At 51.7% G+C, this 14,005-nt stretch carries 8 protein-coding genes, 1 tRNA gene and 3 rRNA genes; 2 read left to right on the top strand and 10 right to left on the bottom strand.

Annotated features, from left to right (window positions below):
- Window positions 1–185: 185 nt before the first annotated feature.
- Complete coding sequence (yihI, locus tag EBC_RS01505; protein ID WP_013200068.1) at window positions 186–719, bottom strand: Der GTPase-activating protein YihI; 534 nt, start codon at window positions 717–719, stop codon at window positions 186–188.
- Window positions 720–1,276: 557 nt separating this feature from the next.
- On the opposite strand from yihI, the gene yihA reads away from it, so the two are divergent.
- Window positions 1,277–1,921: a ribosome biogenesis GTP-binding protein YihA/YsxC gene (gene yihA, locus EBC_RS01500; RefSeq protein ID WP_013200067.1), complete on the top strand. Its 645-nt coding sequence runs from the start codon at window positions 1,277–1,279 to the stop codon at window positions 1,919–1,921.
- A 73-nt stretch (window positions 1,922–1,994) separates the two neighbouring features.
- On the opposite strand, the gene EBC_RS26385 is transcribed toward yihA, so the two are convergent.
- The 5 genes from EBC_RS26385 to EBC_RS01480 all read right to left on the bottom strand — a co-directional run bounded on the left by EBC_RS26385 (window position 1,995) and on the right by EBC_RS01480 (window position 7,559).
- Entirely contained in the window at window positions 1,995–2,042 is a 48-nt protein-coding gene (locus EBC_RS26385; RefSeq protein ID WP_441316268.1) for a hypothetical protein, read from the bottom strand.
- A gap of 295 nt (window positions 2,043–2,337) precedes the next feature.
- On the bottom strand, window positions 2,338–5,124 hold the full coding sequence (gene polA, locus EBC_RS01495) for a DNA polymerase I (protein WP_013200066.1): 2,787 nt from the start codon (window positions 5,122–5,124) through the stop codon (window positions 2,338–2,340).
- Between the two features lie 421 nt (window positions 5,125–5,545).
- The gene (gene dsbA, locus EBC_RS01490) at window positions 5,546–6,175 is read right to left on the bottom strand and encodes a thiol:disulfide interchange protein DsbA (protein WP_013200065.1); all 630 of its coding nucleotides are present in this window, start codon (window positions 6,173–6,175) and stop codon (window positions 5,546–5,548) included.
- A gap of 53 nt (window positions 6,176–6,228) precedes the next feature.
- A complete protein-coding gene (locus tag EBC_RS01485; protein ID WP_013200064.1) occupies window positions 6,229–7,215 on the bottom strand; it encodes a serine/threonine protein kinase in 987 nt (328 codons plus the stop codon).
- 74 nt (window positions 7,216–7,289) lie between these two features.
- Complete coding sequence (locus EBC_RS01480) at window positions 7,290–7,559, bottom strand: YihD family protein (protein WP_013200063.1); 270 nt, start codon at window positions 7,557–7,559, stop codon at window positions 7,290–7,292.
- A 90-nt stretch (window positions 7,560–7,649) separates the two neighbouring features.
- On the opposite strand from EBC_RS01480, the gene mobA reads away from it, so the two are divergent.
- The gene (gene mobA, locus EBC_RS01475) at window positions 7,650–8,237 is read left to right on the top strand and encodes a molybdenum cofactor guanylyltransferase MobA (protein WP_269446435.1); all 588 of its coding nucleotides are present in this window, start codon (window positions 7,650–7,652) and stop codon (window positions 8,235–8,237) included.
- Window positions 8,238–8,429: 192 nt separating this feature from the next.
- Here the strand turns inward: mobA and rrf are convergent.
- The 4 genes from rrf to EBC_RS01455 all read right to left on the bottom strand — a co-directional run bounded on the left by rrf (window position 8,430) and on the right by EBC_RS01455 (window position 13,478).
- Window positions 8,430–8,545 (bottom strand): 5S ribosomal RNA (gene rrf, locus EBC_RS01470).
- 107 nt (window positions 8,546–8,652) lie between these two features.
- Window positions 8,653–11,559 (bottom strand): 23S ribosomal RNA (locus EBC_RS01465).
- A 229-nt stretch (window positions 11,560–11,788) separates the two neighbouring features.
- Window positions 11,789–11,864, bottom strand: a tRNA-Glu gene (locus tag EBC_RS01460).
- Window positions 11,865–11,937: 73 nt separating this feature from the next.
- Window positions 11,938–13,478, bottom strand: a 16S ribosomal RNA gene (locus EBC_RS01455).
- The 16S, 23S and 5S rRNA genes sit together here with 1 tRNA gene alongside, the layout of an rRNA operon.
- Window positions 13,479–14,005 lie beyond the last annotated feature (527 nt).

Here is a 14,005-nt window from a genome sequence, read left to right as displayed (position 1 = left end):
GACGGTCGCTCGGTGCAGTCGGGTTTTCAACCGCGAAAGACGACGTAGTTTAACGAATAACCCGCCAAGGCTGCAGAGCATAATCAGCACGAAAATTGATCCAGGCCAATTCATTCGCAGAGAAACCTTTTAAAAGGGCAGCGCAATACTGCGCCACCTCAATTTTACTCAATAACGCAGAAAGGTTACTGGCCGCCTTTCAGCAAGCGGTACATATCTTCTTCCGCCTGCTCATCTTCCGCACCGTCGTCCAGCGCGATGCCAAGCTCTTCCATCAGCACGTCGATACGGTCAAGCGTCTGGTCCAGCCAGGCCTGATCTTCTGCTGACAGCGTCTCGCCTTTTTCCAGGCGATCCAGCAGGGTGTCCAGACGTTCGTCATTCTCCAGCTTCGCCAGCTCTTCTTCCGGAGACAGAAGGACTTTTTTCTCTTCTACAGGTTTAGCGACTTTAGCCACTTTCTTCGCGGGCTGAGCGTCTGCAGTCACCGGACCCAGGGCAATGGGCTTTTTGCTGCCAATGCGCGGATCTTTGCTGACGGCGCTTTCGCCGCTCTTCTTGTTAACGGTGACCGGATTAGCACGGCTGCCGGAGGCATTGCCGCGATGCTTCTTGTCGCGCTTACGATCGCGCGCTTCCGCGTTGGATTCATCACGCGTTTTACGCTGGGTTTTTGCTGCCGGTTTCTTATCCTGTGGCGCGCGTGCGGGTTGCTTCATGTTTTCTGCTCTCAGACGATTTATATTCAGTATAGAATTGCGGCGGAATCTAGCAGAAAGCAGACAAAGAAAAAAGGCGCCAGGTCACCCTGTCGCCTTTTTTCGCACCTTCCGCAGAAGGACTGACTAGGTCAGCATCCTTTTGAGCAGCCAACATCCCGGTTTTCCATTGCCTGGGAGTCCCGTCCTGGACTCGATCCTTTCCATGTTGTGTTGAAAATCCCAACACGCTCCTTCCCTGCTCCACACCGTCCTGGCGCCCATGAGCACATCATCCTGAAGAGAACCGTCCGGGTTCTGCCAATTACTTTAGACTAAATGGTCAAACTGACAAGGGAGGTGCCACAACAAAATTCTTTTCGGAAAGTCATAAGTTTATATAACAGATTGTTATTAAATGTTTTATTAGTTTTATTTAGCGTGAAAAAGAGGAAACTTCTGGCAAATCTAATAGCCAATCTCCTACAAAATCCCGGCCGTAAAAAGGTCGGTTGGGCGCTTTCATTCTATACAGGGTATACTCTGCGCAATTGACCTTATTATCTGGAGTTTTTATTTTGTCTGGCTGGAATTATCACGTTACCCATTTTGTCACCAGTGCCCCTGACATTCGTCACCTTCCAGCCGATACCGGACTTGAAGTGGCTTTTGCCGGTCGTTCCAACGCGGGCAAATCCAGCGCACTGAATACGCTGACCAATCAAAAAAGCCTGGCACGTACCAGTAAAACCCCAGGCCGTACCCAGCTGATCAACCTTTTCCAGGTTGCTGAAGGCTATCGTCTGGTCGACTTACCGGGCTATGGTTATGCAGAAGTACCGGAAGAGATGAAGCTGAAGTGGCAGAGAGCGCTGGCAGAATATCTGCGCGATCGTCAGTGTCTGAAGGGCCTGGTGGTGCTGATGGATATCCGCCATCCGCTGAAGGACCTGGATCAGCAGATGATCCTGTGGGCAGTGCAGAGCGGCATTCAGGTGCTGGTGCTGTTGACCAAGGCCGACAAACTGGCTTCTGGCGCACGCAAAGCGCAGCTGAATGCAGTGCGTGAAACAGCCAAAGGGTTCATTGGGGATGTTCGGGTAGAGATGTTCTCTTCACTGAAGAAAATTGGCGTTGATAAACTGAGCGATCAGTTAAATACGTGGTTTAGCGAACTTCCGCCAGCAGTAGAAGACGAAGAACAAGAAGCGCCTGCAGAGTAAGATTCTCGCCCTGGGGCCAGATAGCGCCCAATAAAAAACGCCCCAGTCATAACGACTGGGGCGGCTAAAATATTCAGCCAAATCCGATTACGTGAAGTAAAAGGTTTGAAAGATAGAACATCTTACCTCTGTACCCTACAACTGAAACTCTACAGGATTTTTTCGGCCCTCAAAAGGGTTTTTTGTAGTTAATTTTCAGAAAACACCGGGTGTTATCCAACTCAGGTCACAGAAACCGCCCTTGCCTGTAGCTTAATTACAAAAAAAATGCTTCCAGGATAACTGCTTAGGTGAAATTCTGAACGGTGGTTGGCCCAAAGGTTCAGGCGTACAGCGGAACTAAAGCATTTTCTTATGGATAAAAAATGAGACTGAATTTGCTATAAAATCAGTCTCATCCGTGGGCATCCGGAAAATTAGTGCGCCTGTTCCCAGTTATCGCCAACGCCGACATCCACCTGCAGAGGAACGTCGAGTTTCATGCTGTTTTCCATCAGATCGCGAATTTTCGCCGTGGCCGCCTCCACTTCAGAGGTTTTCACTTCGAAGACCAGTTCATCGTGTACCTGCATGATCATTTTCACGTCCGGTGCTGACTGCGGCGTTAACCAACCATCGACCGCAATCATCGCCTTTTTGATAATGTCAGCCGCCGTGCCCTGCATTGGCGCATTGATTGCTGCGCGTTCGGCCGCCTTACGGCGCATTGCATTACTGGCATTGATATCCGGCAAATAGAGACGTCGGCCATCCAGCGTTGAGACATAGCCTTTTTCAGCGGCCTGCTGGCGGGTGCTTTCCATATATTCCAACACGCCAGGATAGCGTTCAAAGTACAGATCCATATACTTCTTCGCTTCACCTGCACCAATATTCAGCTGACGGGAGAGGCCAAAGGCGCTCATGCCATATATCAGGCCAAAGTTGATCGCTTTCGCGCTGCGTCGCTGTTCGCCGGTGACTTTATCCAGTGCCATGCCAAAGACTTCGGCAGCCGTCGCACGGTGTATATCCATGCCTTCAGCAAAGGCGCTTAACAAGCCCTTATCCTGTGACAGGTGAGCCATAATGCGCAGCTCAATTTGAGAATAGTCAGCGGCAACAATCTTATGGCCTTTGGAAGCAATGAAAGCCTGACGAATGCGGCGACCTTCTTCGTTTCTCACCGGAATGTTCTGCAGGTTGGGATCGGTAGAAGAGAGTCGGCCGGTGGCCGTGACCGCCTGATGATAAGAGGTGTGCACGCGTCCGGTGATAGGATTAATCATCAACGGCAGCTTGTCAGTGTAGGTCGACTTCAGCTTGGCTAAGCCACGGTTCTCCAGGATCACCTTCGGCAAAGGATAATCCAGCGCCAGCTCAGCAAGGACTTCCTCACTGGTAGACGGCGCGCCGCCAGGCGTTTTCTTGGTTGGCTTGATGCCCTGCTTCTCAAAGAGAATGGTCTGCAGCTGCTTTGGCGAAGAGAGGTTAAACGGCTCACCCGCCAGTTCATGGGCTTTTTGCTCTAGCTCTGCCAGACGAATGGTCAGCTCTTTCGAATGGGCGGCCAGAATCCCCTGATCGATCAACACCCCATTACGCTCAATGCGCGAGATCACCGTCAGCAGCGGCATTTCGATGTTTTCGAACACCTCCTTCGGCCCCTGCTCTTTCTCCAGTTCTGGCCACATCTTCAGGTGGAGCTGGAGCGTTACGTCGGCATCTTCGGCAGCATAATGCGCGGCCTGTTCCAGATCGATCTGGTTAAAGGTCAGCTGCTTTTTGCCTTTGCCGGCAATCTCCTCAAAGGAGACCGTTTTATGGTTCAGCCAGCGTGATGAGAGCGTATCCATATCATGACGGCTCCCCACGCTGCTCAGCGCGTACGACTCCAGCATGGTGTCGAACTTGATGCCCTGTAATTCGATGTCGTAGTTCTTCAGCACGCCGCGATCGTATTTCAGGTTCTGACCCACCTTCAGCAACGCCGGATCTTCCAGCAGCGGCTTGAGGCGCTCCAGCACGCTGTTGCGATCCAGCTGGGCTGGCGCATCCAGATAATCATGCGCCACGGGAAGATAGGCGGCTTTGCCTGGCTCAATGGCGAAGGAAATCCCCACGATATTGGCGCTCAGCGTATCCAGCGAGTCGGTTTCCAGATCGAACGCAAACAGTGAACTGGTCTTGAGTTGCTTCAGCCAGCTTTCGAAGGTCTCTTCATCCAGAATAGTGACATAGCCTTCGGCAGAGAGCGTACTGGTGGTTTCGACCTGTTCTTCAACCTGTTCAACCAGCGCTTTCTGCGCGGCAGGATGACTCTTTTTACCCTGTAGCCACTTTCCTTCTTCCAGGTCGGTGATCCAGCGTTTGAACTCATATTCGCGGAACAGGCCCAGTAACTCTTCCACCGCCGGCTCATTCACCGTCAGCTGTTCACTGGTCAGATCTAATTCCACATCCGTTTTAATGGTCGCCAGCTGGTAAGAGAGCAGCGCCATCTCTTTATTTTGCTCCAGCTTGGTGGCCATGGTTTTTGCCCCACGGAACGTCAGGTCAGCGACCTTATCCAGGTTGGCATAGATATCTTTAATTCCGCCCAGCCCCTGCAGCAGCGCCTGAGCCGTTTTCTCGCCCACGCCCGGTACGCCGGGAATGTTATCGGATGCGTCGCCCATCAGCGCGAGGAAGTCGATGATTAATTCAGGCGGAATGCCATATTTCTCCACCACTTCGTCAGGGCCGAGGATCGCATTGTTCATGGTGTTGATAAGGGTGATATCTGGCGTTACCAGCTGCGCCATATCTTTATCGCCAGTGCTGATTAATACCGGCTTGCCTTTTTTACCGGCTTCCAGCGCCAGCGTACCGATGACGTCATCGGCTTCCACGCCACTGACGGCCAGTAGAGGCAAGCCCATCGCTCTGACCATATTATGCAAGGGCTCGATCTGCGCTCGCAGGTCGTCCGGCATCGGTGGGCGGTGGGATTTATAGGCTTCGAAAAGCTCATCGCGGAAGGTTTTGCCTTTGGCATCAAAAACCACGGCTACATGGCTGGGCTTATATTGCAGCAGCAGGCTGCGCAACATATTCAGCACACCGTACATCGCGCCGGTAGGTTTTCCTGCGCTGTTGGTCAGCGGAGGGAACGCGTGGTATGCGCGATAGAGGTAAGAAGAGCCATCTACCAGAATCAGCGGGTTTTCTGCAATTTGTGCCATAAGTCGTCACGTTCTTCGTTGGTTTTTTCAATGCGGTAAGGATGCCACAGCTGAGGACGAAAGTTGAAATAACCTGACGGATAAACTTCATTTGGCTGTTGATTTTGCGGGAGGTGACGCAGTAATAAGCTGTGGATAAGTTTGTGCGTAAAAATGATCCCGGTTTTTCATACGTAGAATAAAATGCCGACACAAAAACAAAAAAAACCTGTTTTCAATAAGTTAAATTTATTCGCCAGGAATAACTTCAGGTTTCACGGAATGAATTATATGTGGATATTAATTATTGCCTTTGCCGATCGCACAGGATCTCTGTCTTTTAATCAGGATCTTTTCAACATGTTTATTCCGTGGAGAAACCAGAGCCGGCAGTTGAAAACAACAACGCCGGCATTACGCCGGCGTTGCAGACTGACGTGAATTACTTCTGAGTCAGCAGGAACTTCACTACGTTGGCATATTGCTGAACATAGTTGTCCATTGAGCTGGTATCCAGGCCACCGTTGTTAACCATATATTTGCCGTTAACAAACATCGCCGGAACGCCCTGCAGCTGTACATCGGCTGCCGCTTTTTCCTGCTGGGCTACCAGAGATTTCACGACGAAGCTGTTCCAGGCGCCGTCATAAGCTTCTGGCGTAATACCTGCCGCTTTAACGAAGACATCTTTCAGGCTTGCTGCATCAGTGATGGTCTGCGTTTTCTGGATGCCATCAAAGATTGGCGCGGTAACTTTATCTTCCACGCCCAGAGCCATTGCAACAGCCCAGGCCTGAGTCACGGTTTTACCCATCTCGCCACCCAGGAACTCGACGTGATATTTGGTCACTTTGGTGTCAGCAGGCAGGGCTTTCTTCACTGCATCGCTAACATGCCAGACGTGTTCAAACTCATAGCAGTGAGGGCAGAAGAAAGAGAAGAACTCGAGAACCTGAGGTTCGCCAGCGACGGGTTTTTGCATCGTCACGTATTGCTGGCCATCCGTAAACTGGGCTGCTGACGCACTGAAGGCCAAAACCAGACCAACCAGCGCAAACCAAATCTTTTTCATCGTGAAACTCTCTCCTAACAGCAAATGGGGCAAACCGGAAAAGACGGTCAGCCTTAGAATGCGGGCGTCAGCTGTAGCGGGGGCTCCTGCAACAACCTTGCCTGCTCGTTAAATAGTGAAATCTGCCTGCGCCAGAAATCTTCATCCGTCATCCATGGAAAACTTGCAGGAAATGCAGGGTCTTGCCAGCGGCGAACAACCCACGCCAGATAATAAACCATCCGCATAGCGCGTAAAGGTTCAATAAGTGACAATTCGTGTGTATCGAACTCGCAGAATTCACTGTAAGCCTCTAACAGAATATCCCACTGCAGGCGTTGTTCCTGTTGATCCCCGTTAATTAACATCCATAAATCCTGCACGGCGGGGCCATTGCGGGCATCATCGAGGTCAACAAAGAACGGGCCATCACGCCAGAGGATATTGCCCGGATGGCAGTCACCATGCAGGCGTAAAGGCTGCCACTGAGTATGCCAGTATTTTTGTAAAGTTGTGCCTATCAGCCGCACGCTGGCCAATAACGGCTCCTTCAACTTACGGGGGATTAACGTACTGGCTTCAAAGACCTGAAGCGGTTCGTTGATGTATTCGTCCAGCCCCAGGGTAGGACGAACAGCAAAGGTGCTTTTGCGGCCCGTCTGATGGATACGACCAAGGAAGCGTCCTACCCATTCCAGATGGTCATAATTGTCCGTTTCATACTGACGACCACCCAGGCTTGGGAATACGGTGTACAGGTAACCATTATGCTGATGGAGGGTTTTTCCCTGTAATTGCAGCGGCGCTGCGACCGGAATCTCATCAGCAAACAGTTCTGCAGTGAACTGATGTTCTTCCAGGATCTGCTGCTGTGACCAACGTTGTGGGCGATAAAACTTCACCACATAGCGGGTTTTGTCTTCATCTGAGAACTGATAGACCCGGTTTTCATAGCTGTTCAAGGCAGTCAGCCCTGATTCCACACGGATCCCGGTCTCCCAGAGCGCATCAAGGATGGTATCGGGATCAAGATGTTGAAAGTTAAACGCGGGTTCTTTCATCCGGGATGCTCATGGCGTGAATTAGCCGTTAAGAATACCATTAAACGCAGCAGGCTACGGGAGACTGCGGGGAATTAATCTTTAATGACTCCTCTGGCACGCAGCAGCGCGGTCTTAAAATCCTCTTCATAATCTTTTTTCAGACCTGGGATCTGCTCATCTTTATCGGTACCGCGCATTTTCAGGTGATAGATCAGAATATCGTCTGTCAGATCGCCTATTGGGCCGCTAAAACCTGACTCAGACGCCAGTTTCTGCAAAAATTGCATCAGATTAAGGTCGGGTTCTTTCTGCCATTCAGGCTGAAGAAGAGAAATCAGTTCATTAAGACGGTGGCATTTCATGACAGGGTTCCTTAAGGTCGACAGAGGACGCCAGGTTACCAGCTTTAATCCCACATGAAAAGAGGGGTATTGTGGCGCATGACTCAACCAGTGAAGTATAGAGTAGAGGATGTCAGCGGCGTGATTCTGGCCGGAGGGAGAGGTTCCAGGATGCAGGGCGAGGATAAAGGGTTGGTGATGCTGAATGGCAAGCCGCTGTATCAGCATGTGCTGGCGATCCTGCAGCCGCAGGTTGCGGAGGTCTGTATCAGTGCCAATCGTCATCATCAGCGCTATCAGGAAAGTGGTTGCGAGGTTTTTGCCGATACTTTTACCGGATTTGCGGGTCCGCTGGCAGGCATGTTGGCCGCTTTGCAGCGAATCAGCACCGATTGGGCCGTTTTTGCCTCCTGTGATACGCCCTTCCTTTCAACAAATCTGGTCAGTCAGCTTTGGCAGGGAAAAAATGCCGAGGCAAAAGCAGCCTGGGTGAGATGTGCTGAACGCGATCATCCCACACTGGCGTTAGTTCACCGGAGTCTGGCGCCTCAGCTGGAAGAATATTTGCAGCGTGGCGACCGCAAGTTGATGGTTTTCCTGAAAGAAGTGGGCGGTTCAGCGGTTAATTTCGACAACCAGCAGGCGTTTATTAATCTTAATACGCCTGAAGATCTCGCTTCATTTCAGGGTAAGCGCTGAATTTAGAGGCGTCGTGCGGCAGCACGGCGTCTTTTTTTGTCTGGTTTTTGGGTGGTTTTGGGGGTTTTGGGGTAGTTTGGGATTTTAGTGGCGGGTTTTGGCCGTTATCAGGCGGGCCTGCTGTGGGTTTTTGCTTTTTACGCACACAAAAAAGCCCCATGCTTTCGCATGAGGCTTGTCTGCTTAATTGATGCCTGGCAGTTCCCTACTCTCGCATGGGGAGACCCCACACTACCATCGGCGCTACGGCGTTTCACTTCTGAGTTCGGCATGGGGTCAGGTGGGACCACCGCGCTAAAGCCGCCAGGCAAATTCTGTTATTCACGCCGCCATAGGGCCGCGCAAATTTATCCGGTTCAAGCTGAAAATATCTGTTCGTGTCTCTCAGACACCACCAGAACGCTTCTGGTGTTGTAAGGTTAAGCCTCACGGGTCATTAGTACCGGTTAGCTCAACGCATCGCTGCGCTTACACACCCGGCCTATCAACGTCGTAGTCTTCAACGTCCCTTCAGGGGCCTTAAAGGCCCAGGGAAGATTCATCTCGAGGCAAGTTTCGCGCTTAGATGCTTTCAGCGCTTATCTTTTCCGCACTTAGCTACCGGGCAATGCCATTGGCATGACAACCCGAACACCAGTGGTGCGTTCACTCCGGTCCTCTCGTACTAGGAGCAACCCCTCTCAATCTTCCAGCGCCCACGGCAGATAGGGACCGAACTGTCTCACGACGTTCTAAACCCAGCTCGCGTACCACTTTAAACGGCGAACAGCCGTACCCTTGGGACCTACTTCAGCCCCAGGATGTGATGAGCCGACATCGAGGTGCCAAACACCGCCGTCGATATGAACTCTTGGGCGGTATCAGCCTGTTATCCCCGGAGTACCTTTTATCCGTTGAGCGATGGCCCTTCCATTCAGAACCACCGGATCACTATGACCTGCTTTCGCACCTGCTCGAGCCGTCACTCTCGCAGTCAAGCTAGCTTATGCCATTGCACTAACCTCACGATGTCCGACCGTGATTAGCTAACCTTCGTGCTCCTCCGTTACTCTTTAGGAGGAGACCGCCCCAGTCAAACTACCCACCAGACACTGTCCCCACGCCGGATCACGGCGCCAGGTTAGAACATCAAACGTTAAAGGGTGGTATTTCAAGGTTGGCTCCACGCAGACTGGCGTCCACGCTTCAAAGCCTCCCACCTATCCTACACATCAAGGTTCAATATTCAGTGTCAAGCTATAGTAAAGGTTCACGGGGTCTTTCCGTCTTGCCGCGGGTACACTGCATCTTCACAGCGAGTTCAATTTCACTGAGTCTCGGGTGGAGACAGCCTGGCCATCATTACGCCATTCGTGCAGGTCGGAACTTACCCGACAAGGAATTTCGCTACCTTAGGACCGTTATAGTTACGGCCGCCGTTTACCGGGGCTTCGATCAAGAGCTTCTCCTTGCGGATAACCCCATCAATTAACCTTCCGGCACCGGGCAGGCGTCACACCGTATACGTCCACTTTCGTGTTTGCACAGTGCTGTGTTTTTAATAAACAGTTGCAGCCAGCTGGTATCTTCGACTGGCTTCAGCTCCGGGAGCAAGTCCCTTCACCTACGCGCCAGCGTGCCTTCTCCCGAAGTTACGGCACCATTTTGCCTAGTTCCTTCACCCGAGTTCTCTCAAGCGCCTTGGTATTCTCTACCTGACCACCTGTGTCGGTTTGGGGTACGATTCTGTGTTACCTGATGCTTAGAGGCTTTTCCTGGAAGCAGGGCATTTGTTACTTCAGCACCGTAGTGCCTCGTCATCACACCTCAGCGTTAAAAGAGTCCGGATTTACCTAAACTCTCCGCCTACATGCTTAAACCGGGACAACCGTCGCCCGGCTAACATAGCCTTCTCCGTCCCCCCTTCGCAGTAACACCGAGTACAGGAATATTAACCTGTTTCCCATCGACTACGCCTTTCGGCCTCGCCTTAGGGGTCGACTCACCCTGCCCCGATTAACGTTGGACAGGAACCCTTGGTCTTCCGGCGAGCGGGCTTTTCACCCGCTTTATCGTTACTTATGTCAGCATTCGCACTTCTGATACCTCCAGCAGCCCTCACAGGCCACCTTCGACGGCTTACAGAACGCTCCCCTACCCAACAACGCCTAAGCGTCGCTGCCGCAGCTTCGGTGCATGGTTTAGCCCCGTTACATCTTCCGCGCAGGCCGACTCGACCAGTGAGCTATTACGCTTTCTTTAAATGATGGCTGCTTCTAAGCCAACATCCTGGCTGTCTGTGCCTTCCCACATCGTTTCCCACTTAACCATGACTTTGGGACCTTAGCTGGCGGTCTGGGTTGTTTCCCTCTTCACGACGGACGTTAGCACCCGCCGTGTGTCTCCCGTGATAACATTCTTCGGTATTCGCAGTTTGCATCGGGTTGGTAAGCCGGGATGGCCCCCTAGCCGAAACAGTGCTCTACCCCCGAAGATGAGTTCACGAGGCGCTACCTAAATAGCTTTCGGGGAGAACCAGCTATCTCCCGGTTTGATTGGCCTTTCACCCCCAGCCACAAGTCATCCGCTAATTTTTCAACATTAGTCGGTTCGGTCCTCCAGTTAGTGTTACCCAACCTTCAACCTGCCCATGGCTAGATCACCGGGTTTCGGGTCTATACCCTGCAACTTAACGCCCAGTTAAGACTCGGTTTCCCTTCGGCTCCCCTATACGGTTAACCTTGCTACAGAATATAAGTCGCTGACCCATTATACAAAAGGTACGCAGTCACACCACGAAGGTGCTCCCACTGCTTGTACGTACACGGTTTCAGGTTCTGTTTCACTCCCCTCGCCGGGGTTCTTTTCGCCTTTCCCTCACGGTACTGGTTCACTATCGGTCAGTCAGGAGTATTTAGCCTTGGAGGATGGTCCCCCCATATTCAGACAGGATGTCACGTGTCCCGCCCTACTCATCGAACTCACAGCAAGTGCATTTTTGTGTACGGGAGTATCACCCTGTACCCTGCGACTTTCCAGACGCTTCCACTAATGCACAAACTGATTCAGGTTCTGGGCTGTTCCCCGTTCGCTCGCCGCTACTGGGGGAATCTCGGTTGATTTCTTTTCCTCTGGGTACTTAGATGTTTCAGTTCCCCAGGTTCGCCTTGCAACACTATGTATTCATGTTGCAATGATGCACCAAAGTGCACCGGGTTTCCCCATTCGGGTATCGTCGGTTATTGCGGTTCATATCACCTTACCGACGCTTATCGCAGATTAGCACGCCCTTCATCGCCTCTGACTGCCTAGGCATCCACCGTGTACGCTTAGTCACTTAACCTCACAACCCACAAGCGTCCCGAAAGACACATTGCTGTTGTAAGCATTTGAGAGACTCGAACATATCGTTGATTTCATTCTTATTACGGAGAATGAAAACGACATGTCGTTTCAATTTTCAGCTTGTTCCGGATTGTTAAAGAGCAAATATCTCAAACGTGACTCGTCCTTGCGGAGAGAATCAGTTTTGAGATACGGGTTGATAATGTCTTTCACTCATTATCAGGAGATGGCGTCCCCAAGGGGATTCGAACCCCTGTTACAGCCGTGAAAGGGCAGTGTCCTGGGCCTCTAGACGATGGGGACTCTGTTACTGTTGCTCATTACGTTTTCTATCAGACAATCTGTTGTGGACACTACGCGGGAGAGTATCTTCAGGTAAGGAGGTGATCCAACCGCAGGTTCCCCTACGGTTACCTTGTTACGACTTCACCCCAGTCATGAATCACAAAGTGGTAAGCGCCCTCCCGAAGGTTAAGCTACCTACTTCTTTTGCAACCCACTCCCATGGTGTGACGGGCGGTGTGTACAAGGCCCGGGAACGTATTCACCGTAGCATTCTGATCTACGATTACTAGCGATTCCGACTTCACGGAGTCGAGTTGCAGACTCCGATCCGGACTACGACGCACTTTGTGAGGTCCGCTTGCTCTCGCGAGTTCGCTTCTCTTTGTATGCGCCATTGTAGCACGTGTGTAGCCCTGGCCGTAAGGGCCATGATGACTTGACGTCATCCCCACCTTCCTCCGGTTTGTCACCGGCAGTCTCCTTTGAGTTCCCGACATTACTCGCTGGCAACAAAGGATAAGGGTTGCGCTCGTTGCGGGACTTAACCCAACATTTCACAACACGAGCTGACGACAGCCATGCAGCACCTGTCTCACGGTTCCCGAAGGCACTAAGGCATCTCTGCCGAATTCCGTGGATGTCAAGGCCAGGTAAGGTTCTTCGCGTTGCATCGAATTAAACCACATGCTCCACCGCTTGTGCGGGCCCCCGTCAATTCATTTGAGTTTTAACCTTGCGGCCGTACTCCCCAGGCGGTCGACTTAACGCGTTAGCTCCGGAAGCCACGCCTCAAGGGCACAACCTCCAAGTCGACATCGTTTACGGCGTGGACTACCAGGGTATCTAATCCTGTTTGCTCCCCACGCTTTCGCACCTGAGCGTCAGTCTTTGTCCAGGGGGCCGCCTTCGCCACCGGTATTCCTCCAGATCTCTACGCATTTCACCGCTACACCTGGAATTCTACCCCCCTCTACAAGACTCTAGCCTGCCAGTTTCAAATGCAGTTCCCAGGTTAAGCCCGGGGATTTCACATCTGACTTGACAGACCGCCTGCGTGCGCTTTACGCCCAGTAATTCCGATTAACGCTTGCACCCTCCGTATTACCGCGGCTGCTGGCACGGAGTTAGCCGGTGCTTCTTCTGCGGGTAACGTCAATCGACAAGGTTATTAACCTTATCGCCTTCCTCCCCGCTGAAAGTACTTTACAACCCGAAGGCCTTCTTCATACACGCGGCATGGCTGCATCAGGCTTGCGCCCATTGTGCAATATTCCCCACTGCTGCCTCCCGTAGGAGTCTGGACCGTGTCTCAGTTCCAGTGTGGCTGGTCATCCTCTCAGACCAGCTAGGGATCGTCGCCTAGGTGAGCCATTACCCCACCTACTAGCTAATCCCATCTGGGCACATCCGATGGTGTGAGGCCCGAAGGTCCCCCACTTTGGTCCGAAGACGTTATGCGGTATTAGCTACCGTTTCCAGTAGTTATCCCCCTCCATCAGGCAGTTTCCCAGACATTACTCACCCGTCCGCCACTCGTCACCCGAGAGCAAGCTCTCTGTGCTACCGTTCGACTTGCATGTGTTAGGCCTGCCGCCAGCGTTCAATCTGAGCCATGATCAAACTCTTCAATTAAAAGTTCGATTTGCTGAAACAAGTTCAGCGGTGCTCAAGTGTAAAACGTCATAATGAATTTCATTATGTGTTCACTCTTAAGGCTTGATATTTTTTTGCGCCCTGCGGCGCTGATATCAATCCTGCGAGTGCCCACACAGATTGTCTGATAAATTGTTAAAGAGCGTTGCGGTAAGTGCCTTAGCGCCTTACTGCGAGGTGGCGTATATTACGCTTTCCTCCTTCAGAGTCAACTTCTTTTTGGGAAGTTTTTCTCCGGCGATTCAGCTTCCTGAACCTCTGACCCGGTGACTCGTAAGCCGTTGTTCCGTGTCAGTGGAGGCGCATTATAGGGAATTCCTGGAAGGCCGCAAGTGTTTCTCAACAAAAAAGATCTGACCGCCTCTTTTTTCACCAAAAGGTGAAAAAACACCCGTCTTACGCTGTTTTTAGCAGCTAAATGGCCTTTAAAAGCCCTTTTGCCCTTCCTGTAACCAGGTCAGCTGATGCTATTCTTTATGCATTGCAGGTTTGCCCTGCCAGCATTG

The organism is Erwinia billingiae Eb661, from assembly GCF_000196615.1.
In the GTDB taxonomy this organism is placed as follows: Bacteria; Pseudomonadota; Gammaproteobacteria; order Enterobacterales; family Enterobacteriaceae; genus Erwinia; species Erwinia billingiae.
This window is presented reverse-complemented; position numbering and strand designations above follow the sequence as displayed.